Below are 23,591 nucleotides of genomic sequence, written 5' to 3' on the forward strand. Positions count from 1 at the left end.
GTAAATTAACGGTAAAAAAATAAATTAGCGGCCACAATAGCTGAAGGTTTTTTGTCGCGCGCCGATACCTGTGCTGAATGGAGGAAAAGGTAGGAGGGGCAGGAGAGGCGGAATGATTATAAGAATTCAGACACAAGAGTTGCGCACCGGCATGTATGTGCACAAGCTGGAGGTTTTCTGGCTGAAGCACCCTCTGTTGCACAACCATATGTTACTTACCACGCAGCAGCAAATAGACATTATCGCGGAAAGCGGCATTAAAGAAGTCTGGATCGACCTGGATAAAGGGCGCGGCCCGGATCGGCCGGATCCGCTGCATCAGCAGCAGGCCTTGCCGCAGGTTTCGGGCATCCATGAAGAGATTGCCCAGGCGCAGGCGATCTGCCTGAACGCCAAAGGCGAGGTGATGAACATGTTCAACGATGCGCGCCTCGGTAAAACCATTGATACCGGCAGCACGCTGCCGCTGGTCAATGAGATTGGCGGCTCCCTCAGCCGTCATCCGGCCGCGCTGCTGAGCGTGGTGCGGCTGAAAACACATGATGACTATACCTATCTGCACTCCGTAGCGGTTTGCGCGCTGATGGTGTCGCTCGCGCGCCAGCTAAATCTGGATGACGAACAAACGCGGCTGGCGGGAACGGCCGGACTGCTGCACGATGTCGGCAAGGCGGGGATCGCGCTGGAGATCCTCAACAAACCCGGCAAGCTGACCGATGAAGAGTTCGACGTGATGAAGCTGCATCCGGTGATGGGCGAAGATCTGCTGCGCCGCAGCGGCGGCGAAGCGGCGGTGCTGGATGTGGCGCTGCATCACCATGAGAAAATCAACGGCAGCGGCTATCCGCACGGCCTGAAAGGCAAAGATATTTCGCCGCTGGCGCGCATGGCGGCCATCTGCGACGTTTACGACGCCGTGACCTCTAACCGGCCTTATAAAGCGGGCTGGAATCCGGCCAGCGCCATGCACCAGATGGCCAGCTGGGAAGGGCATTTCGATCGCAAATTCTTTTACGCCTTCGTTAAAGCGGTTGGCATCTATCCGGTAGGCTCCATTGTCCGTCTGGCTTCCGGCCGCGTGGCGGTGGTGACTGAACCCGGTGAAAGTTCGCTGCTGCTGCCGAAAGTCTGCGTCTTCTATTCGCTCTCCGCCAACCATATGCTGCGGCCGGAAGTGATAAACCTGGCCGATCGCTACTGCTGGGACAGCATCGCCGGCCCGGAAGAGGCGGACACCTGGAGTCACTACAACCTCAATACGCTATGGATGTCGCCCGTTGCCTGACGGGCTGCGATATAAATTTAACATTTCAATACCAACTCTCCTGTTTATAGCAAAAAATTCACAATTTCATCCTGTTCCTGGATTTTTTACCGCGCTTATTTGCCATCTTAAGACGTCAGAAAAGCACCGGCCGCGCCGGGCTGCCTGGCAGAGCCGTTATCAGCGGCTATACTGAATGCTGATGTCGTTACGCATGCGGTAACGAGGTGAGACAAACTGCACGAGGCGTGCAGAGATTATGCAGAAGGAAACAGCACCAAATACCCTCTCAAACGCATCCTCTTTCTCACCCGCCGCATCCGCTGACAAAAAATTTTTCCTCGTGCGTTGTGGGCAAAACAGACCGCGCGTCTGTTTCCGCCAGCGTCAGCCAGCTTAATGCTGATGATCGTATCGCCGTGGCACACATGATCAGGAGGAATTTCTGTGAATACGCTGGAGTCCGTCCCGCCCTTAGTTTCCGGGGGACGTTACGCTTTTTTCTTTGATGTGGATGGCACGCTGGCCGCTATCCAGTCTCGTCCGGAAGAAGTTTTTATCCCCGATGCGGCCAAAGCCGCGCTTTCCCGTCTGGCCGAACTGAGCGATGGCGCGCTGGCGCTGGTATCGGGCCGTCCGGCTCATGAACTGGATGCGCTGGTCGCGCCATTGCGCTTTCCGCTGGCAGGCGTGCATGGCGCGGAACGTCGTGACGCCACAGGCAAGACCGAACGTTTAACCCTGCCGGATGACGTTTCGGCCTCGCTGGCCTCGCTGCTGAGCGAAGCCGTAGCGAAGATGCCGGACACGCAGCTGGAAACCAAAGGCATGGCCTTTGCGCTGCACTACCGTCGTGCGCCGCACTATCAGCAGGAGATTCTGGCGCTGGCGGAAGCCATGACCCAACGCTTTCCCATGCTGACGCTGCAGCCCGGCAAGTGCGTTGTGGAGCTGAAGCCAAAAGGCGTCAGCAAAGGAGCTGCGATTAGCGCTTTTATGCAGCAGGCTCCTTTCGCCGGCAGAACGCCGGTATTTTTAGGTGACGATTTGACCGATGAGGCAGGTTTTGCAGCGGTCAATGCCCTGGACGGCATCACTATCAAGATTGGTGAAGGCGAAACGCAGGCGGGCTATCGCCTGGCCGATGTGAACGCCGTTTACCACTGGCTTGAACAAACATTATTAAAATTAGATCAAGACGATAAGTCATTAAGGAGTCAAGGTTATGAGTCGCTTAGTAGTCGTATCTAACCGCATCGCCGTGCCTGACGGTTCCAAAACCAGCGCGGGCGGGCTTACCGTTGGCATTATGGACGCGCTGAAAACGACCGGTGGTATGTGGTTTGGCTGGAACGGGGAGATCAACGAAATTGGCGAAGAAGACAAGGAGATGGATCTGTTTGAAAAAGATAACGTCACCTACGCCTCCTTCGGTCTTAACCAGAATGATTATGACCTTTACTATCTGCAATTTTCCAACGCGGTAGTCTGGCCGGCCTTCCACTACCGGCTTGACCTGGTGAACTTCCAGCGCGAAGCCTGGGAAGGTTACTGCAACGTCAATACCATGCTGGCGAAGCGCCTGCTGCCGTTAATTCAGCCCGACGACATTCTGTGGATCCACGACTATCATCTGCTGCCGTTCGCCGCCGCGCTGCGCAAGCTGGGCGTGAAAAACCGCATTGGCTTCTTCCTGCATATTCCTTTCCCAACGCCGGAAATTTTCAACGCGCTGCCGCCGCATAACGAGCTGCTGGAGATGATGTGCGATTACGATCTGCTGGGCTTCCAGACGGAAAGCGATCGCACGGCCTTCCTGGAGTGCCTGTCGCTGCTGACTCAGGTACAGAGCAACGGCAAAACGCACGTCGCCTTTGGTAATCAGTTCGCTACCGAGGTCTATCCAATAGGTATTGAGCCGGACAGCATTAAAGAGATGGCCGAAGGGCCGCTGCCGCCGAAGATGGCCGCCATGAAGCGCGATCTGGGCGATGCCAAAAACATCATCGCCTGCGAACGCCTGGACTACTCCAAAGGCCTGCCGGAACGTTTCCTGGCCTATGAAGCGCTGCTGGAAAATTTCCCCGAGCATCGCGGCAAAATCCGCTACTCGCAGATTGCCCCAACCTCGCGCGGCGACGTGCAGGCTTACCAGGATATCCGCCACCAGCTGGAGACGGAAGCAGGGCGCATCAACGGAAAGTATGGCACGCTGGGCTGGACGCCGCTCTATTACCTCAACCAGCATTTCGATCGCCGTCTGCTGATGAAGATTTTCCGCCTGACCGATATTGGTCTGGTCACGCCGCTGCGTGACGGCATGAACCTGGTAGCGAAGGAGTACGTAGCCGCGCAGGACCCGGAAAATCCCGGCGTGCTGGTGCTGTCGCGCTTTGCCGGCGCCGCCAACGAGCTGACTTCGGCGCTGATCGTCAATCCTTACGATCGTGATGAAGTGGCTGCCGCTTTGAATCAGGCGCTGACCATGCCGCTAAACGAGCGTATCTCTCGCTACAACGATATGATGGCCGTGCTGCGTAAGAATGACATCACGCACTGGCGCCAGTCTTACCTGAAAGATCTCCAGGCATTGCCGGTACGCAGTGAAGCGCAGGGAGGGGCGAACAAAGTCGCCACCTTTCCACGACTAGCATAACTCATGCCAGGTAAAGCAGGGGCGGCCTCAGGCCGCCCCTTTTTTTTGCCTGAAATAGTCATACAGAGTCAAAAAGCACCTGAAAAAGGGCCAGGTAAAAGAAAAATCGTGCAAAAAACCCCTTTTTACTAAAGAAAAGTCACTGAATGCCGATACTTAGCCGAGAGGTTAAAATTTTTGCTCAATCATTTGCATTGCTAATGTAATCTTAAGTTACATCTGTTGGCACAGGCTAAACACAAGCCTGGCGCGGCTTACAGCACCTAAACACTTCCTGCCACAAACCTGCAATATCTTACGATAGCCCGATCGTTCCCCCAGCCGATAGTCACCTTTGGTGATTAAGATTTACACACGGTTAACACCCTTAAATCGATATATTATGCTTTATATTTGCCTTTTATGGGTATTAGGCGCTGCCTGTGCGTGAAAACACATTATTCCTCCTGACAATCGACCTAAAAGGAACCATTTTCATCGGTAAATGATCGCGTAACGTTAAAATTTAACAAAAAGAGCCAGATCTGCTTAGTTAGTGAACTAATCAACAACAATTCTGAAGAATATTTTAGTTAAAATACCCCCAAAAGTGTGATCTACGTCACACTTTATCTAAAATTTAAGCTGGCCTCCGTTGTATCCGGAAATTAGAGCAGATAAAGTTGCCTTGTTTTCGGAATAGTCCTAAGAGAAAGCGATTTTCCTCCAGGGAAAACGTCAGGGAAGCAGACGAAAACAAGGGAGCAGTAACCGGCAAAATGAGTTAATGACTACTTTCTGCAGGCCGCTTTCAGGGCCGCCTGGAGCTTCGCGAACGTTTGGCTTCTGCCACTTAATTTTTTGCCACAATAAGATTTACCAGCAGCAACAAAGGTAGCGGCGCAATCCGCCAACGTTTAAGTCGAGTCAGTCAGGACGGATAAAAATGGGTACATCAGAATTACTAAAACATATTTACGATATCAACTTGTCTTATTTATTACTTGCTCAACGCCTTATTAACCAGGAAAAAGCCTCCGCCATGTTTCGTCTGGGCATCGACGAGCAGATGGCTGACGCGCTCGCTCAGTTAACGCTGCCGGAAATGGTCAAGCTGGCTGAGACAAACCAACTGGTATGTCAGTTTCGCTTTACCGACCACAATACGATTAATCGCTTAACTCAGGAATCACGCGTGGACGATTTGCAGCAAATCCACACCGGTATTCTGTTATCCAGCCGTTTATTGCGTAACGCATCCGCAAAAAATGACGAACTGCCGAAAAAGAGGGCAAGTTAATGAGCGAAAAAAGTATTGTTCAGGAAGCGCGTGATATTCAGCTGGCGATTGAATTAATTTCTTTAGGCGCTCGTCTGCAAATGCTGGAAAGCGAAACGCAGCTTAGCCGTGGCCGCTTAATTAAATTATATAAGGAACTGCGCGGCAGCCCGCCGCCAAAAGGTATGCTGCCTTTTTCCACGGACTGGTTTATGACCTGGGAGCAGAATATTCACTCCTCAATGTTCTGCAACGCCTGGCAGTTTTTACTCAAAAGCGGTTTGAGCAGCGGTGTGGACGCGGTAATTAAAGCTTACCGTCTCTACCTGGAGCAATGCCCGCAACAGGACGAAGGCCCGCTGTTGGCGCTGACCCGCGCCTGGACCTTAGTCCGGTTTGTTGAGAGCGGAATGCTGGAGCTTTCCGACTGCAAATGCTGCGGCGGCAGCTTTATTAACCATGCGCACCAGCCGGTCGGCAGCTTTGTCTGCAGCCTGTGCCAGCCGCCTTCACGTGCGGTAAAAAGACGTAAACTTATCGCAGAACCTGCCGATAACATTTCACAACTGCTGGATGAACAGGTAAAACTTGCCGTTTAATGTTCGCCACGTGGAGTGAATCCAGCAGCGGTTAAATACCGCTGCTTTTTTTTTGCCCACGCGTCGGAAAAAACCTGACCTAATCCGGTTCATCTTCAACCCACACGTCGCCAGACGTAAGGATTTATTGTGTTAATTATTCTGGGGTATATCCTGGTTGTCGGGTCGGTGTTGGGCGGCTACGTAATGGTAGGCGGGCATCTCGGGGCACTTTACCAGCCTTCCGAACTGTTAATTATCGGCGGCGCCGGCATTGGCGCATTTATTGTCGGTAATAATGGCAAGGCTATTAAAGCGACGGTAAAAGCGCTGCCGCTGTTAATGAAAGGCTCGAAATACAATAAAGCCGTTTATATGGATCTGATGGCGCTGCTTTATCGCCTGATGGCCAAATCCCGCCAGCAGGGGATGCTGTCGCTGGAAAGCGATATTGAAAATCCGCAGGAAAGTGAAATTTTCGCTAATTACCCGCGCATCCTTGCCGATAAAAGATTGGTGGACTTTATCACTGACTATCTGCGACTGATGGTGAGCGGCAATATGAATGCGTTTGAAATCGAAGCCCTGATGGACGAAGAGATTGAAACTTTTGAACACGAGTGCGAAGTGCCGGCGACGGCAATCGGCACCGTAGGCGACTCTTTGCCCGCGTTCGGCATCGTGGCTGCGGTAATGGGCGTGGTACACACGCTGGCGTCCGCCGACCGTCCGCCAGCCGAGCTGGGCGAGCTGATCGCTCATGCGATGGTGGGAACCTTCCTGGGCATCCTGCTGGCCTACGGTTTTATCTCGCCGCTGGCTGGCGTACTGCGCCAGAAATGCGCCGAGAACACCAAAATGATGCAGTGTATCAAGGTCACGCTGCTTTCCAGCCTGAACGGGTACGCGCCGCAGATCGCCGTCGAGTTTGGCCGTAAAACGCTTTACTCCACCGAGCGGCCGTCCTTTACCGAGCTGGAAGAGCACGTCCGTAACGCCAAATCGCCAGCGAAAGGGCAGGACGCATGAAGAACGACAATCACCCCATTATCCTGGTTAAAAAGAAGAAGCATTCCGGGCATGCAGGCGGTCATGGCTCCTGGAAAATTGCCTATGCCGACTTTATGACCGCAATGATGGCTTTTTTTATGGTGATGTGGCTGATTGCGATCGCCAAGCCTCAGGAACTGGCGGGTATTGCCGATTACTTTAAGACGCCGCTGCGGGTGGCGATCACCGGCGGCACCAAAACCAGCGAGAGCACCAGCGTCATTCCCGGCGGCGGCATGGACCCTTCACAGCAGAAGGGCGAAGTGCACAAGGTTGTCGATATCGACGCGGAAAAGCGCAAGCTGGACGAGATCCGCTTAAACCGACTGCGCGAAAAGCTGGATCAGCTGATTGAAGCCGACCCGCGTCTGAAGGCGCTGCGTCCGCACCTGATCATCAATATGGTGGAAGAGGGGCTGCGCATTCAGATTATCGACAGTCAGAACCGGCCGATGTTTAAAACCGGCAGCGCAGAGGTCGAGTCTTATATGCGCGATATTCTGCGCGCCATCGCGCCGATCCTGAACGATATCCCGAACAGGATCAGCCTGGCGGGCCATACGGACGACATCCAGTACGCTAACGGCCTGCGCGGCTACAGCAACTGGGAGCTGTCGGCGGATCGCGCCAACGCCTCGCGCCGGGAGCTGATTATCGGCGGCCTGGCGAGCGACAAAATGCTGCGCGTGGTGGGCATGGCCGACACCATGAAGCTGAAAAACCGCGGAGGCGACGAAGCCGTCAACCGCCGCATCAGCCTGCTGGTGCTGAATCATGACACCGAAGCGCAGATTGAAAAAGAGAACTCGGAAACTGACGCGGTGCAGGTCAGTGACGTGGCGACCTTACCGAAAATAGTGGCGCCGTCTGTACCAGGCGACGCCGCGAAAAAACCAGACCCGGCCGAGCCGGTCAGCGGACAGGCAGCACCAACTTTAACACCAGCATCGCCTGCGCCAGCGGCCCAGACCGATCGCGACTCACAGCAGAGGTGATACCGTGAGCATGGATATCAGCGATTTTTATCAGACGTTTTTCGATGAGGCCGACGAACTGCTGGCCGACATGGAACAACACCTGTTGGGGTTAGACCCGCAGGAACCAGATGCGGAGCAGCTTAACGCTATCTTCCGCGCGGCCCACTCTATTAAAGGCGGCGCGGGGACTTTTGGTTTCACTGTGTTACAGGAAACCACCCATATTCTGGAAAATATTCTCGACGGCGCGCGTCGCGGCGAAATGCAGCTCAGCACGCCTATCATCAACCTGTTTTTGGAAACCAAAGATATTATGCAGGAACAGCTGGATGCCTATAAAACCGCGACGGAGCCCGACGCTGCGACCTTCGAATATATCTGTCAGGCGCTGCGTCAGCTGGCGCTGGAAGCCAAAGGCGAAAGCGCGCCCGTAGCCGCTGCGGCACCGGTCGCAGCAGCGCCGGCTGCCGCATCCGCCGGCGGTCTGCGCATGGCACTGGTGAACCTGAAGCCGAACGAAATCCCGCTGATGCTGGAAGAGCTGGGCAATCTGGGCACGGTTTCCAACGTGATCAAAGGCGAAACCTCGGTTGAAGTGACGCTGGATTCCTCGGTTGGCCAGGATGATATCGTCGCCGTGCTCTGCTTTGTGATTGATGAATCGCAGATCAAATTCCTTGACGCCGCTTCGGCTCCGGCCGCTGTGGAAGCGCCTGCTGCCGTCGCGGTAGCGGAAGTGGCCGCGCCAGTGCCGCAGCCTGTCGCCGCCGTCAGCGAGGCCGCACCGGCCAAACGCGAAGCGGCCAAAAAACCGGCCGCGGCGAAAGCCAGCGAATCCACCAGCATCCGTGTAGCGGTGGAAAAGGTCGATCAGCTGATTAACCTGGTGGGCGAACTGGTGATTACCCAGTCGATGCTGGCACAGCGCTCCAACGAGCTGGATCCGGTGACGCACGGCGACCTGCTGAACAGCATGGGTCAGCTGGAGCGCAACGCCCGCGATCTGCAGGAGTCGGTGATGTCCATCCGTATGATGCCGATGGAGTATGTCTTCAGCCGCTTCCCGCGTCTGGTACGCGATCTGGCCAGCAAGCTGGGCAAAGAAGTGGAACTGACCCTGCTGGGTAGCTCTACCGAACTGGACAAGAGCCTGATTGAACGCATTATCGATCCGCTGACGCACCTGGTGCGTAACAGCCTGGATCACGGTATCGAATCGCCGGAAAAACGCGTCGCGGCCGGAAAGTCGGGCATCGGCAACCTGACGCTCTCTGCGGAGCATCAGGGCGGCAATATCTGTATCGAAGTGATCGACGACGGCGCGGGCCTCAACCGCGAGCGTATTCTGGCGAAGGCGCTCTCTTCCGGGCTGCCGGTCAACGACGCCATGAGCGATGAAGAAGTCGGTATGCTGATTTTCGCGCCGGGCTTCTCTACCGCCGAGCAGGTTACCGATGTCTCAGGACGCGGCGTAGGCATGGACGTGGTGAAACGGAACATCCAGGAGATGGGCGGCCACGTGGAGATCGCCTCTAAGCAGGGCAAAGGCACCACAATCCGTATCCTGCTGCCGCTGACGCTGGCTATCCTGGACGGCATGTCCGTTCGCGTCGCCGACGAAGTCTTTATTCTGCCGCTGAACGCGGTAATGGAATCGCTGCAGCCGCTGGCTGACGATCTGCATCCGCTGGCCGGTGGCGAGCGCGTGCTGGAAGTCCGTGGCGAATACCTGCCGCTGGTCGAACTCTGGAACGTTTTCGACGTGCACGGCGCGAAAACCGAAGCGACGCAGGGCATCGTGGTGATCCTGCAGAGCGCGGGCAAACGCTATGCGCTGCTGGTGGATCAGCTGATCGGCCAGCACCAGGTAGTGGTGAAAAACCTTGAAAGTAACTATCGCAAAGTCCCGGGCATTTCGGCAGCGACCATCCTCGGCGATGGCAGCGTGGCGCTGATCGTCGATGTGTCGGCTCTGCAGTCTCTCAACCGTGAAAAGCGTGTGGCGGGAGCCGCAGCCTGAATTTAACCGATTAAGGGTAGAACTATGACCGGAATGGCAACTGTCACTAAACTTGCTGGCGAAACCGTAGGCCAGGAATTCCTGGTGTTTACACTGGGTCACGAAGAATACGGCATCGATATTTTAAAAGTGCAGGAAATCCGCGGCTACGATCAGGTAACGCGCATTGCTAACACGCCTGCTTTTATTAAAGGCGTAACCAACCTGCGCGGCGTTATCGTGCCCATCATCGACCTGCGCGTTAAGTTCGCGCAGCCGGATGTGGACTATAACGAAAACACCGTGGTTATCGTGCTGAATCTTGAGCAGCGCGTGGTCGGTATCGTGGTGGACGGCGTTTCCGACGTGCTGTCGCTGACCACCGATCAGATCCGTCCTTCCCCGGAATTCGCGGTGACCATGTCCACCGAATACCTGACCGGACTGGGCGCGCTGGGCGAACGTATGCTGATCCTGGTCGACATCGAAAAGCTGCTGAACAGCGATGAGATGGCGCTGGTGGACACGCTGCGCAGCGCTTAAATAACGCCTTAAATAAAGACCTGAAACGCCCTGTCGGTATTTCGCCGCCAGGGTGTTTTTTATGACTTAAATAAAAATTTGCGGCTGAATAATTAATTTACTTATTAAAGTATCACTTTAGTAAATCTGTTTCCGGCGCGCGTAAAGTTCCATCAAATTACGCCGATAAATTCGGTGTTGATCCACTTCTTCTACCAAGGGTACCCTATGTTTAAACGCATCAAGGTCGTCACCAGCCTGCTGTTAGTGCTGCTGGTATTCGGCTCTCTCCAGCTGCTGGCGGGCGGATTATTTATCAGCGCGCTGACCAGCGATAAAACTAACTTCTCTATCGCACAGAACTCCAGCCAGAACGTTTCGGCCTTTACCGACGCCTGGGTGGCCCTGAACCAGACCCGCATCACCATCAACCGCGGCATGCTGCGCCTGCAGAGCGAAACCGCCAACAGCATCAACAGCGCTTCGCTGACCGACATCAGCAACCAGGGTAAAAGCCTGCTGGCCAGCGCCGACAAGTCCTACGCGCGCTATCAGTCCATTCCCAACACCAAAGGGATGGATCCGGCCATTACTGACCAGCTGGAAAAAAATTACGAAAACTATTCTAAAGCGCTGGGCCAGATGCTGGCGCTGATGGAAAACCGTCAGCTGGCCGATATGTTTAAGCTGAATATCGAACAGAAACAGAACGATATGCAGGATGCCTATACGACCTGGCGCAACGCGCAGGACGTGCTGACCGCAAAAGGCGTGGTGGAAAACGAAAGCGCCTACAGCAAGATGCTATGGGTGATCGGTACGGTGATGGCGCTGGTTGTCGGTCTGATTGTGCTGTGCTGGTTTGGCCTGCGTAGCGTGCTGATCAGGCCGCTGCAGGAGAATATCGCGCATATCAGCCATATCGCAGGCGGTGACCTGACCCACAGCATTGAAGTGGAAGGCCGCAACGAAATGGCCCAGCTGGCCAATAGCCTGAAAGAGATGCAGCAGGCGCTGGTGCGCACGGTAAGCGACGTGCGTGACGGCTCCGACGCCATCTACACCGGCGCGAGCGAAATCGCCGCGGGTAACAACGATCTTTCTGCCCGTACCGAGCAGCAGGCTGCCTCGCTGGAAGAAACCGCGGCCAGCATGGAGCAGTTAACCGCGACCGTGAAGCAGAACGCCGAAAACGCCCGTCAGGCTTCGCAGCTGGCGCTGAGCGCGTCGGAAACCGCGCAGAAGGGCGGCAAAGTGGTGGATGGCGTGGTGAAAACCATGAGCGACATCGCGGGCAGCTCGAAGAAGATCGCTGATATTACCAGCGTGATTGACGGCATCGCCTTCCAGACCAACATCCTGGCGCTGAACGCCGCGGTGGAAGCGGCACGTGCCGGCGAGCAGGGCCGTGGCTTTGCCGTGGTAGCGGGCGAAGTGCGCAATCTGGCGCAGCGCAGCGCGCAGGCGGCGAAAGAGATTAAAAGCCTGATCGAGGATTCCGTAGCCCGTGTGGACAGCGGCTCCGTGCTGGTCGGCACCGCCGGTGACACCATGACCGATATCGTCAACGCCGTCACTCGCGTAACCGATATCATGGGCGAAATCGCTTCCGCCTCTGACGAGCAGAGCCGCGGCATCGATCAGGTCGGCACTGCCGTGACCGAAATGGATCGCGTGACGCAGCAGAACGCCTCGCTGGTGGAAGAGTCCGCGACCGCGGCTGCCGCACTGGAAGATCAGGCCAGCCGTCTGACTCAGGCCGTCGCCGTGTTCCGCGTGCGTAAAGATCAGGGCGTTCGCGCCGCTGCACCTGCGCCGCGCCTCCTGAAGCCAGCGCCGCGTAAAGCCGCCGCGCCAGCCGCCGACGAAGGCAACTGGGAAACGTTTTAAACGCCGGTAACGCTATATAGTCTGAAATAATAAAAATTGCGCCGCAAACGTTGCTGGTCAACGGAGTAGGGCGCAATTTTTTTCTCTGTCGCAAGCCCGGCGATTATTTCGTACGCCGAAAAGTTTTTTATTTAACCCCTCATATGCAGTTTATCTTCCAGCCGAAATAAAGGTTTTTGCACGTCGGCTATCCATCGCCCTATAAATTGCTTTATTAAGATCTCTTTCCCTCGCCAGTCAATAAAGTTCCCCCAACGCGTGCCGATAACTAAATCAAATAGCCCCCCAACTGAGGTAGTTATGTTCAAGAGTATAAAAGTGGTGACCGGCCTGGTGAGCGTGCTGGTAGTGTTTGCCGTGCTGCAGTTGGGCACGGGCGGTCTGTTCTTTAAAACCGTACAGAGCGATAAAAAGAATTTTGAGTTAAACCAGCAGATGCGCGAGCTGCAGCAAGCGATGGGCACCTCCTGGGTGTCGCTGGTACAGGCGCGCAACACGCTGAACCGCGCCGGCATCCGCTATCTGCTGGACGTAAATAAATCAGGCATCGGCACTTCCGCCAGCGATCTGATGACTCAGGCGAAGGCCGATCTGGCCACTGCCGACAAGGCGCTGGCGGTATTTAACGCCACGCTGAGCGAAGACGGTAAAAAGGCGGAAGACGTTCAGGCGCTGCAGGCGAGCTACAAACAGTTCCACGACGCGCTGGCGGAGCTGATTGTGATGATGGAAACCAACCGCTTCAACGACTTCGTCGCCCAGCCGACCCAGAGCTATCAGGAGCAGTTCCAGCAGGCTTATAACCACTGGCTGGACGTGATCAACAACCTGACCGCGCAGGGTATCAAGGCTAATAACGACGCTTACCATCAGTCTATCTGGCTGCTGCTGGGCGTGCTGCTGGTTTCCGCAGCGGTGATTGCGCTGGCCTGGAGCGGCATTCGCAAACTGCTGCTGCTGCCGCTGAACAGCAATATCGAGCATATCCGCCATATCGCCAGCGGCGACCTGACACAGACTATCGAAGTGGAAGGCCGCAGCGAGATGACGCAACTGGCGGAAAGCCTGCGTGATATGCAGCAGGCGCTGGTGCGCACGGTAAGCGACGTGCGTGATGGCTCTGACGCTATCTATACCGGCGCGACCGAAATCTCTGCCGGCAACAACGATCTCTCTTCACGTACCGAAGAGCAGGCTGCCTCGCTGGAAGAAACCGCGGCCAGCATGGAGCAGTTAACCGCGACCGTGAAGCAGAACGCCGAAAACGCCCGTCAGGCTTCGCAGCTGGCGCTGAACGCGTCGGAAACCGCGCAGAAGGGCGGCAAAGTAGTGGATGGCGTGGTGAAAACCATGAGCGACATCGCGGGCAGCTCGAAGAAGATCGCCGATATCACCAGCGTGATTGATGGCATCGCCTTCCAGACCAACATTCTGGCGCTGAACGCCGCGGTGGAAGCGGCGCGCGCAGGCGAGCAGGGCCGTGGCTTTGCGGTAGTAGCGGGCGAAGTGCGCAATCTGGCGCAGCGCAGCGCGCAGGCGGCGAAGGAAATTAAAAGTCTTATTGAAGATTCCGTCTCACGTGTCGATACCGGATCGCAGCTGGTGGAAAGTGCAGGCGAAACTATGGCGGACATCGTCAACGCCGTGACCCGCGTGACTGACATCATGGGCGAAATCGCCTCCGCTTCCGGCGAGCAGAGCCGCGGCATCGACCAGATCGGCATCGCCGTGACCGAGATGGATCGCGTGACGCAGCAGAACGCCTCGCTGGTGGAAGAGTCCGCCGCCGCCGCCGCCGCGCTGGAAGCTCAGGCCAGCCGCCTGAACCAGGCCGTCGCCGTGTTCCGTATCCGCAAGGAGAGCGCGATGAAGGCCGTCAGCAAGCCGCTGGCGCCGGTAAGCGCGCCGAAAAAAGCGCAGGCCGTAGCGGTTTCCAACGACAACTGGGAAACCTTCTGATCGTGACGTCTGGCGCCGTTATAAAAGGGCGGCGCCAGGCGCACAGGAAAAAATAGCGCATTAAAGCAATTTGGCCTCAGGAAGATCGAATTGCTGCCGATAAATAGTTAAGCAATCTGAATTTGTCGTCGGCCAGCCGGGCAAAGCAGAACAACAGAACGCCGCGCTGGTAGTGGAAGCGGCAGCAGCCCCAGGCACGCTCGGGTCGGTCAGTAAAGAAGGCAGTGCGCCTCAGCGACTGACCCACAGGGAACACACTGTTTTAACCCCTTAATCTGTACTTTGCAGGGTGGATCTGGATGAAAAAATCAACGTTAGTAGCGCCGCCCGAAAACGCCACGCTGCTGTCGCAAATGGTGCAGCGTCTGCCGTTATCTGATGCGCATTTCAAGCGTATCAGCCAGCTTATTTATCAGCGGGCGGGCATCGTTCTCGCCGACCACAAGCGCGAGATGGTCTACAACCGTCTGGTGCGCCGGTTACGGACGTTAGGCATCGACGATTTTGGTCGTTACCTGGCGCTGCTGGAGAGCGATTCCGGCAGTGCGGAATGGCAGGCTTTTATTAACTCGCTGACCACTAACCTGACGGCGTTTTTCCGCGAGGCGCATCACTTTCCGATTCTGGCCGATCACGCTAAACGGCGCGGCGGCAGCTTCAACGTCTGGTGCGCAGCGGCGTCGACGGGCGAGGAGCCTTACTCCATCGCCATGACGCTGGCGGAAACGCTGGGCGCAGGCCCGGGCAAGTTTCAGGTTCACGCCAGCGACATTGATACCCAGGTGCTGGAAAAGGCGCTCTCGGGCGTTTATCGCCAGGAAGAGCTGCGCACGCTGTCGCCTCAGCAGCTGCAACGCTTCTTCTTTCGCGGTACCGGCCCGCACGCCGGCATGGTGCGCGTACGGCCTGAACTGGCCAACACCATTACGTTCTCTCAGCTTAATCTGCTGGGCAACGAGTGGGCCGTTCCGGGGCCGTTTGACGCGATTTTTTGCCGTAACGTGATGATCTATTTCGACAAAGAAACCCAGGAGAAAATCCTGCGGCGTTTTGTCCCGATGCTGAAACCTGGCGGCATTCTCTTTGCCGGACACTCTGAAAACTTCAGCCAGATCAGCAAAGAATTTTACCTGCGAGGCCAGACGGTTTACGGGCTGACTAAGGAAAGATAATGGGCAAAATCAGAGTATTATGCGTTGATGACTCCTCGCTGATGCGTCAGCTGATGACGGAGATCATCAACAGCCACGCGGATATGGAGATGGTGGCTACGGCGCCCGATCCGCTGGTGGCACGAGATTTAATCAAAGAGTTCAATCCCGACGTGCTGACGCTGGATGTGGAAATGCCGCGCATGGACGGTCTGGATTTTCTGGAAAAGTTGATGCGCCTGCGGCCGATGCCGGTGGTGATGGTTTCTTCGCTGACCGGCAAAGGTTCTGAAGTGACGCTGCGCGCGCTGGAGTTAGGCGCGGTGGATTTTGTCACCAAGCCATCGCTGGGCATTCGCGAAGGGATGCTGGCCTATAGCCAGACCATCGCCGACAAGGTGCGCGCCGCCTCCAGGGCTAAGCTGCACGTGCGTCGCACGCAGGCAGCGCCGGTAATGCTGAAAGCCGGGCCGATGCTGAGTAGTGAAAAGCTAATCGCTATCGGCGCGTCGACGGGCGGTACGGAAGCGATCAGGCATGTGCTGCAGCCGCTGCCCGCCACCAGCCCGGCGCTGATGATTACGCAGCATATGCCGCCAGGCTTTACCCGCTCTTTTGCCGAACGTCTGAACAAGCTGTGTCAGATCACGGTGAAAGAGGCGGAAGATGGCGAGCGCGTACTGCCGGGCCATGCCTATATCGCGCCAGGCGCGATGCATATGGAGCTGGCGCGCAGCGGCGCAAACTATCAGGTGAAATTGCATGACGGCCCGCCGGTCAATCGTCACAAACCTTCGGTGGACGTGCTCTTTAACTCAGTCGCGCAGTATGCCGGTCGTAACGCCGTTGGCGTCATTCTGACCGGCATGGGCAACGATGGGGCCGCAGGCCTGCTGACCATGAATAAGGCCGGCGCCTGGACCATCGCCCAGAACGAGGCGAGCTGTGTCGTATTTGGTATGCCCCGCGAAGCTATCGCGCTCGGGGGAGCCAGTGAAGTGGTGGATCTCCACCAAATCAGCCAGCACATGCTGGCAAAAATTAGCGCCGGACAGGCATTACGTATCTAACGCAGCGCCCGTCCCGCGGGGCTACATAAACAGGAGTAATTATGGCTGACAAAAATATGCGGTTTCTGGTGGTCGACGATTTCAACACGATGCGTCGTATCGTCCGTAACCTGCTGAAAGAGCTCGGCTTCAATAACGTTGAAGAAGCAGAAGACGGCGTTGACGCGCTGGCTAAACTGCGTGCCGGCGGCTTCGACTTCGTGATTTCCGACTGGAACATGCCAAACATGGACGGTCTGCAGCTGCTGCAAACCATTCGTGCCGACGGCACGCTCGGCAAGCTGCCGGTGCTGATGGTAACGGCCGAAGCCAAAAAAGAGAACATTATTGCGGCTGCTCAGGCGGGTGCCAGCGGCTATGTCGTTAAACCTTTTACCGCAGCGACCCTTGAAGAGAAGTTAGGCAAGATCTTCGAAAAGCTGGGTATGTAAGGAGCCGAAATGAGCGAACTTCCGAAACCGAATGTCGACGCGGCTTCCGCCAACGACATTATTTCCCGAATTGGTTCGCTGACGCGGATGCTGCGCGACAGCCTGCGTGAGCTGGGACTGGATCAGGCCATTGCTGAAGCGGCGGAAGCCATTCCCGACGCCCGCGACCGCCTGGACTACGTAGTGCAAATGACCGCTCAGGCGGCTGAACGCGCGCTGAACTGCGTGGAAGCCGCGCAGCCGCGTCAGACGGAAATGGAGAAGGGAGCAGTAGCGCTGAAAGGGCGTTGGGATGAGTGGTTTGAGAATCCTATCGAACTGGCAGATGCCCGCTCGCTGGTTTCGGATACCCGCGGTTATCTGGAATCGGTGCCGCAGCATACTGGCTTCACCAACGCGCAGCTGATGGAAATCATGATGGCGCAGGATTTCCAGGACCTGACCGGTCAGGTTATCAAGCGCATGATGGATGTAATCCAGGAGATCGAGCGCCAGCTGTTGATGGTGCTGCTGGAAAACATGCCGGAACAGCCTGCGCGACCGAAGAAAGACGCGGACAGCCTGAAAAACGGCCCGCAGATCAACGGTGAAGCGCCCGGCGTCGTGGCTAACCAGGACCAGGTCGACGACCTGCTGGACAGCCTCGGGTTTTAAGTTCCTCTTCAGGGCCGAGTTTTCGGCCCTTTTTTGCCATCCCGCAAATAACCCCCTTTTTACGCGTTTACTCGCGGCATCATCCCTGCGCCTTTTTGGCATGCTAGCGCCATAGATTATCCATCCAGCATCTCCTTTTGAGGGTAGCCCGTGTCTGGTGACAGCGAAGAGGAAAAGACCGAATCCGCAACCCCCCACCGACTTGAAAAAGCACGAGAAGAAGGGCAGGTTCCGCGCTCGCGCGAGCTGACCTCGGTGCTGATGCTGGTGGCGGGCTTAGGCATATTGTGGATGGGCGGCGAAAGCATGGCCCGCAAAGTCGGTCAGCTGCTGGCGCAGGGACTGGTTTTCGACCATTCGGTGGTCAGCGACACCAGCCAGATGCTGCACCTGATCGGCCGGCTGTTCGTGCAGGCGGTCTACACGCTGCTGCCGATGATGGGCGGACTGGTGCTGGTGGCGATAGCCGCGCCGATGCTGCTGGGCGGCGTGCTGATCAGCGGCAAGGCGATTAAAGTCGATTTCGGCAAGATGAATCCGATTAAAGGCCTGGCGAAACTGGTTTCCGCGCAGACGGCCACCGAGCTGGCGAAATCGGTGCTGAAGGCGGTGCTGGTCGGCTGCGTCACCTGGCTCTACGTCAGGCATAACTGGCCGGACATGATGCGTCTGATCAGCGAATCACCTTATACCGCGCTGGCCAGCTCGCTGAATATGATCGCCATGTGCTGCGTACTGGTGGTGCTGGGCCTGTCGCCGATGGTGGGCTTCGATATTTTCTGGCAGCTCTACAGCTACTACAAAGGGCTGCGCATGACCCGTCAGGAGATCCGCGACGAGTACAAGCAGCAGGAAGGCGACCCGCATGTTAAGGGACGCATCCGGCAGCAGATGCGCGCAGCGGCGCGGCGGCGCATGATGGCCGACGTGCCGAAAGCGGATGTGATCGTCACCAACCCGACGCACTACTCCGTGGCGCTGAAGTATGACGAACGCAAAATGAGCGCGCCGAAAGTCGTGGCGAAAGGCGCGGGCGATGTGGCGCTGCGTATTCGCGAACTGGGTAAAGAACACCGGGTTCCGATTCTGGAAGCGCCGCCGCTGGCGCGTGCGCTCTATCGCCACAGTGAAATTGGTCAGCATATTCCCGGTACCTTATATGCGGCTGTTGCAGAAGTGCTGGCCTGGGTCTGGCAGCTCCGTCGCTGGAAGCTTGAAGGCGGCCTGGCCCCGAAAAAACCTGCTAATTTACCGGTGCCGGAAGCGCTGGACTTTGGCTCTGGAGAGAAAGACTGATGGCGAACCTGGCCACCCTGTTACGCTTACCCAATATGAAAGATACCCAATGGCAGATTATGGCCGGGCCGGTATTGATTATGATGATCCTGGCGATGATGGTGCTGCCGTTGCCGCCATTCATCCTCGATCTGCTGTTCACCTTTAATATCGCGCTGTCGATAATGGTGCTGCTGGTAGCGATGTTCACCCAGAAAACGCTGGAGTTCGCCGCGTTTCCGACCATTCTGCTTTTCTCTACCTTATTACGCCTGGCGCTGAACGTCGCCTCAACCCGTATCATCCTGATGGAAGGTCATACGGGCGCGGGCGCGGCGGGCCGCGTGGTGGAAGCGTTCGGCCACTTCCTGGTCGGCGGTAACTTCGCCATCGGTATTGTGGTGTTTATCATCCTGGTGATTATCAACTTTATGGTTATCACCAAAGGCGCAGGACGTATCGCTGAGGTTGGCGCGCGTTTCGTACTGGATGGTATGCCCGGCAAACAGATGGCGATCGACGCCGACCTGAACGCCGGACTGATTGGCGAAGATGAAGCGAAAAAGCGCCGTGCGGAAGTGACCCAGGAAGCGGACTTCTACGGCTCGATGGACGGTGCGAGTAAGTTCGTTCGCGGCGACGCCATCGCGGGCATTATGATCATGGTCATCAACGTTATCGGCGGTCTGCTGGTAGGCGTGGTGCAGCATGGTCTGGACGTGGGCCACGCGGCGGAAAGCTATACGCTGCTGACCATCGGTGACGGCCTGGTCGCGCAGATCCCGGCGCTGGTTATCTCTACCGCGGCAGGCGTTATCGTTACCCGCGTGGCGACCGATCAGGACGTCGGCGAACAGATGGTGACCCAGCTGTTCAAAAATCCGCGCGTGATGATGCTGAGCGCCGGTGTTCTCGGCCTGCTGGGCCTGATCCCCGGCATGCCGAACCTGGTGTTTCTGCTGTTTACCGCTGCGCTGCTCGGCCTAGCCTGGTATATGCGCGGTAAAGAGAACAAGCCGAAGGCCGCGCCGCAGAGCAATCTCATTAAAAGCAACGATACGCCGGTTAACATGGAGGCTTCCTGGACCGACGTGCAGCTGGAAGACACGCTGGGCATGGAAGTGGGCTACCGCCTGATCCCGATGGTGGACAATACCCAGGATGGCGAGCTGCTGGGCCGTATCCGCAGCATCCGTAAGAAATTCGCGCAGGAGATGGGCTTTCTGCCGCCTGTGGTGCATATCCGCGACAATATGGAGCTGCCGCCGGCGCGTTACCGTATTCTGATGAAGGGCGTGGAAATCGGCAGCGGCGACGCCTATCCGGGCCGCTGGATGGCGATCAACCCCGGCACCGCCGCAGGCACGCTGCCGGGCGAAGCGACGGTCGATCCGGCCTTCGGCCTGGCCGCCATCTGGATCGACAGCGCGCTGAAAGAGCAGGCGCAGATTCAGGGCTACACCGTGGTGGAGGCGAGTACCGTGGTCGCCACGCACCTGAACCACCTGATCGGCCAGCACGCCAGCGAGCTGTTTGGCCGCCAGGAAGCGCAGCAGCTGCTGGATCGCGTGACTCAGGAGATGCCGAAGCTGACGGAAGATTTAATTCCTGGCGTGGTTACGCTGACCACGTTGCACAAGGTGTTGCAGAATCTGCTGGCGGAGCGCGTGTCGATTCGCGATATGCGTACCATTATTGAAACGCTGGCGGAGCACGCCACCGTTCAGACCGACCCGCATGAGCTGACTTCAGTGGTGCGCGTGGCGCTGGGCCGCGCTATTACCCAGCAGTGGTATCCGGGCAATGGCGAAGTGCAGGTTATCGGCCTGGACACCACGCTGGAGCGACTGCTGCTGCAGGCGCTGCAGGGCGGCGGCGGCCTGGAGCCGGGTCTGGCGGATCGTCTGCTGGCGCAGGCGCAGAGCGCGCTACAGCATCAGGAATCCATCGGCGCGCCGCCGGTGCTGCTGGTGAATCATCCGTTACGCGCGCTGCTGGCCCGTTTCCTGCGCCGCAATCTGCCGCAGCTGATGGTGATTTCGAATCTGGAGCTGACCGACAACCGTCAAATTCGCATGACTTCAACGATTGGTGGTCACTGATGAAAAAAGCGCTGCTGTTACTCGCTGTTTTGCCGCAGCTGGCGCTGGCCGCTGGCGGCGCCTGGCACGCTTCGGCGCCGGGGCCGGGTTTGATTAATCGCGGTATGCAGCTTTCCTCGCCGGATTTAAAGGCGGCGGAACCGGTTAGCGGCGCCATCACGGAAATCAGCTGGCGCTACACGCTGACCGGCCCGACGCCTTCCGGTTTCGCCGCCTGGCTGTGCGCAGAAAGGCGCTGCGTGCAGCTTGACGGCGCCAGCGGCGCGACGCGCGGGCTGACTAATATCCAGGCTGGCGAAACGCTGCACTTTGTTTACGGTATTCAGGGAAGAGGGCGACTGCCACAGATGCTGCGGGTGCAGAGCAATGAAGTGATGGTGAATTACCGGTAATTTTCTCGCCGCGCTAAGCGTAGCGTTAATGCGAAAGCCGGCTAGTGTTGCAGCTGATAAAGCCGAGCCTGCCTAGCGGGAAAAGTCGATGTCATGTCCACGATCGGCCTTCTCGGCAGACGATCCAGAAACGATATTGATGACAAACCAGGACTTAAAATTGTCGCTTGCGAAGCGGTAGATGCAGAGCGGAACACAGACACGCCGTGAATACGTCCCTGTAAGCTCGTTTGACGCGTCCATGCGCCAAAACTGTCTGTTTATCCGCTCAGCCTCTGCTGCCGTGATGCTGCGGTGTTGCGGTGAAAAAAACCAGCCTGCTAAGGTTTGTCAGCTGTCGGATAAACTAGGCTTTCTCAACGAAAATGAGGGCCGAAGACTCGGCCCTAACTCGTCGTTACATCCTTTCTACGGTTTCAATACCCAGCGTATCCAGACCCTGCTTCAGCGTTTTCGCGGTCAGCAGCGCCAGCTTCAGGCGACTCTGCTTCGTCGCTTCATCTTCTGCCGACAGGATGGGGCAATGCTCGTAGAAGCCGGAGAAAAGACCGGCCAGATCGTACAGGTAAGCGCACATAACGTGCGGCGTACCGTCGCGCGCTACCTGAGTAACGGTTTCTTCAAACTGCAGCAGACGCACGGCCAGCGCGGCTTCACGAGCTTCGGTAATTACGGTTTTGCCGGTTACCGCCGCTTCTTCAATGCCGGCTTTACGGAACACGGAAAGCACGCGCGTGTAGGCGTATTGCATATAAGGCGCGGTATTGCCTTCAAAGGCCAGCATGTTGTCCCAGTCAAACACGTAGTCGGTGGTACGGCTCTTGGAGAGATCCGCATATTTCACCGCGCCGATCCCTACCGTATTGGCGAGCTTCGCCAGTTCGTCGGCAGGCATGTCCGGGTTTTTCTCGCTGACCAGCTTGGTGGCGCGCTCTACCGCCTCATCCAGCAGATCGGAGAGTTTGATGGTGCCGCCCGCACGGGTTTTAAAAGGTTTGCCATCTTTGCCCAGCATCATACCGAACGCGTGGTGCTCCAGAGGAACGGATGCCGGTACGTAGCCAGCCTTGCGCACGATAGTCCAGGCCTGCTGCAGATGCTGATGCTGACGTGAATCGATATAGTAGAGCACGCGATCGGCATGCAGCGTTTCATAACGATATTTGGCGCAGGCGATATCGGTGGTGGTGTAGAGATAGCCGCCATCCTTTTTCTGGACGATCACGCCCATCGGTTCGCCGTCTTTGTTTTTATACTCGTCCAGGAAAACCACGGTGGCGCCTTCGCTCTCCACCGCCAGGCCTTTCTCTTTCAGATCGGCCACAATCCCCGGCAGCATATCGTTATAGAGACTCTCGCCCATCACATCGTCACGGGTCAGCGTCACGTTCATGCGGTCATAAATTTTCTGGTTCTGCGACATGGTGATATCGACCAGACGCTTCCACATCTTACGGCAGTACTCATCGCCGCCCTGCAGTTTCACCACGTAGCCGCGCGCGCGTTCAGCGAAGGCCGGATCTTCATCATAAGTACGCTTGGCTTCGCGGTAGAACGCTTCCAGATCGGAAAGCGCGATCTCTTCATGCGCTTCGTTCTGCTGCTTCTCCAGAAAGGCGATCAGCATACCGAACTGGGTGCCCCAGTCGCCGACATGGTTAGCGCGAATGACGTTATGGCCCAGGAAGGAGAGGGTACGCACCGCCGCGTCGCCGATAATCGTCGAGCGAACGTGGCCCACGTGCATCTCTTTGGCGACGTTAGGCGCGGAATAGTCAATAACAATCGTCTGCGGTTCCACCGGCGCGACGCCAAGACGTGGCGCGTCGGTCACGCTGTCCACCTGCGCGGCAAGCCAGTCGGCGTCCAGGAACAGGTTGATAAAGCCAGGGCCGGCGACTTCCACCTTGCTGACGATCCCCTGCAGATCGAGATGTTTTAACACCTCTTCAGCCAGCTGTCGCGGCGCTTTACCCAGTGTTTTTGCTACGGCCATGATGCCGTTCGCCTGGTAATCGCCAAACTGTGCTTTGGCCGACTGACGCACCTGCGGCTCGCAGTTGGCCGGAGCCCCTGCCGCGATCATCGCCTGACTGACTTTATCTGTGAGAAGAGCCTGAATATTCACCGGATTACCTTATATGCAAAAACGCCTGCGCCAGAGGGCAGGCCGTCGTACTCAACGAAGCCGGACAGCAGAGCTGCTGTTCGCTGGCGCTAAAAAAGAAGGGAAAAAGTATACTGCATTTGGGAGGCAGTTATCCAGGCGTGTAAACGAGAGCGCAGGTGGGAAACAGGGTAGACTGTTTCCCGCGCGTGTTAGTCAGGTACGACGACGATGGTGAGGGCGATGAGGGCTGGCA

The 23,591-nt window shown here is 56.9% G+C and carries 19 protein-coding genes; 18 read left to right on the forward strand and 1 reads right to left on the reverse strand.

Going from position 1 to position 23,591, the window contains the following annotated elements:
* Positions 1 to 112: 112 nt before the first annotated feature.
* From MKZ79_RS02565 to flhE, 18 genes are all read left to right on the forward strand, one after another.
* Positions 113 to 1,285 carry an HD-GYP domain-containing protein gene (locus tag MKZ79_RS02565; protein ID WP_336139966.1) on the forward strand — a complete coding sequence of 391 codons (1,173 nt, stop codon included), beginning with the start codon at positions 113 to 115 and terminating at the stop codon, positions 1,283 to 1,285.
* 426 nt (positions 1,286 to 1,711) lie between these two features.
* Positions 1,712 to 2,515 carry a trehalose-phosphatase gene (otsB, locus tag MKZ79_RS02570; RefSeq protein ID WP_336139967.1) on the forward strand — a complete coding sequence of 268 codons (804 nt, stop codon included), beginning with the start codon at positions 1,712 to 1,714 and terminating at the stop codon, positions 2,513 to 2,515.
* Positions 2,490 to 3,920: an alpha,alpha-trehalose-phosphate synthase gene (otsA, locus tag MKZ79_RS02575; RefSeq protein ID WP_336139969.1), complete on the forward strand. Its 1,431-nt coding sequence runs from the start codon at positions 2,490 to 2,492 to the stop codon at positions 3,918 to 3,920. Before otsB ends, otsA begins: the two co-directional genes overlap by 26 nt.
* 925 nt (positions 3,921 to 4,845) lie before the next feature.
* The gene (gene flhD / locus MKZ79_RS02580; RefSeq protein ID WP_336139971.1) at positions 4,846 to 5,199 is read left to right on the forward strand and encodes a flagellar transcriptional regulator FlhD; all 354 of its coding nucleotides are present in this window, start codon (positions 4,846 to 4,848) and stop codon (positions 5,197 to 5,199) included.
* Positions 5,199 to 5,777: a flagellar transcriptional regulator FlhC gene (gene flhC, locus MKZ79_RS02585; protein WP_336139973.1), complete on the forward strand. Its 579-nt coding sequence runs from the start codon at positions 5,199 to 5,201 to the stop codon at positions 5,775 to 5,777. Before flhD ends, flhC begins: the two co-directional genes overlap by 1 nt.
* Before the next feature lie 129 nt (positions 5,778 to 5,906).
* A complete protein-coding gene (motA, locus tag MKZ79_RS02590; RefSeq protein WP_336139978.1) occupies positions 5,907 to 6,785 on the forward strand; it encodes a flagellar motor stator protein MotA in 879 nt (292 codons plus the stop codon).
* Positions 6,782 to 7,801, forward strand: coding sequence for a flagellar motor protein MotB (gene motB / locus MKZ79_RS02595; RefSeq protein ID WP_336139980.1), 1,020 nt, complete (start codon positions 6,782 to 6,784; stop codon positions 7,799 to 7,801). Before motA ends, motB begins: the two co-directional genes overlap by 4 nt.
* 10 nt (positions 7,802 to 7,811) lie before the next feature.
* Complete coding sequence (gene cheA, locus MKZ79_RS02600) at positions 7,812 to 9,803, forward strand: chemotaxis protein CheA (protein WP_336141331.1); 1,992 nt, start codon at positions 7,812 to 7,814, stop codon at positions 9,801 to 9,803.
* A 24-nt stretch (positions 9,804 to 9,827) separates the two neighbouring features.
* A complete protein-coding gene (gene cheW, locus MKZ79_RS02605) occupies positions 9,828 to 10,325 on the forward strand; it encodes a chemotaxis protein CheW (protein ID WP_336139982.1) in 498 nt (165 codons plus the stop codon).
* Positions 10,326 to 10,532: 207 nt separating this feature from the next.
* Positions 10,533 to 12,194 (forward strand): methyl-accepting chemotaxis protein, encoded by a 1,662-nt coding sequence (locus MKZ79_RS02610; protein ID WP_336139984.1) that lies wholly within the window; start codon positions 10,533 to 10,535, stop codon positions 12,192 to 12,194.
* Positions 12,195 to 12,494: 300 nt separating this feature from the next.
* Entirely contained in the window at positions 12,495 to 14,153 is a 1,659-nt protein-coding gene (locus MKZ79_RS02615; RefSeq protein ID WP_336139986.1) for a methyl-accepting chemotaxis protein, read from the forward strand.
* A gap of 299 nt (positions 14,154 to 14,452) precedes the next feature.
* Positions 14,453 to 15,325 (forward strand): protein-glutamate O-methyltransferase CheR, encoded by an 873-nt coding sequence (gene cheR, locus MKZ79_RS02620; RefSeq protein WP_336139988.1) that lies wholly within the window; start codon positions 14,453 to 14,455, stop codon positions 15,323 to 15,325.
* Entirely contained in the window at positions 15,325 to 16,374 is a 1,050-nt protein-coding gene (locus MKZ79_RS02625) for a protein-glutamate methylesterase/protein-glutamine glutaminase (RefSeq protein ID WP_336139990.1), read from the forward strand. The genes cheR and MKZ79_RS02625 overlap by 1 nt, the downstream gene beginning before the upstream one ends.
* Before the next feature lie 41 nt (positions 16,375 to 16,415).
* A complete protein-coding gene (cheY, locus tag MKZ79_RS02630) occupies positions 16,416 to 16,805 on the forward strand; it encodes a chemotaxis response regulator CheY (protein WP_034935773.1) in 390 nt (129 codons plus the stop codon).
* A 9-nt stretch (positions 16,806 to 16,814) separates the two neighbouring features.
* Complete coding sequence (gene cheZ / locus MKZ79_RS02635; protein ID WP_336139993.1) at positions 16,815 to 17,459, forward strand: protein phosphatase CheZ; 645 nt, start codon at positions 16,815 to 16,817, stop codon at positions 17,457 to 17,459.
* A gap of 150 nt (positions 17,460 to 17,609) precedes the next feature.
* Positions 17,610 to 18,755, forward strand: a complete 1,146-nt coding sequence (gene flhB, locus MKZ79_RS02640; protein ID WP_336139995.1) for a flagellar biosynthesis protein FlhB — start codon at positions 17,610 to 17,612, stop codon at positions 18,753 to 18,755.
* A complete protein-coding gene (gene flhA, locus MKZ79_RS02645; RefSeq protein WP_336139996.1) occupies positions 18,755 to 20,836 on the forward strand; it encodes a flagellar biosynthesis protein FlhA in 2,082 nt (693 codons plus the stop codon). Before flhB ends, flhA begins: the two co-directional genes overlap by 1 nt.
* Positions 20,836 to 21,228: a flagellar protein FlhE gene (gene flhE / locus MKZ79_RS02650; protein WP_336139997.1), complete on the forward strand. Its 393-nt coding sequence runs from the start codon at positions 20,836 to 20,838 to the stop codon at positions 21,226 to 21,228. The genes flhA and flhE overlap by 1 nt, the downstream gene beginning before the upstream one ends.
* A 397-nt stretch (positions 21,229 to 21,625) precedes the next feature.
* Here flhE and argS read toward each other — a convergent pair whose 3' ends face one another.
* Positions 21,626 to 23,356 carry an arginine--tRNA ligase gene (gene argS / locus MKZ79_RS02655; protein WP_336139998.1) on the reverse strand — a complete coding sequence of 577 codons (1,731 nt, stop codon included), beginning with the start codon at positions 23,354 to 23,356 and terminating at the stop codon, positions 21,626 to 21,628.
* Positions 23,357 to 23,591 lie beyond the last annotated feature (235 nt).

Source organism: Erwinia sp. CGal63 (assembly GCF_037026505.1).
In the GTDB taxonomy this organism is placed as follows: domain Bacteria; phylum Pseudomonadota; class Gammaproteobacteria; order Enterobacterales; family Enterobacteriaceae; genus Erwinia.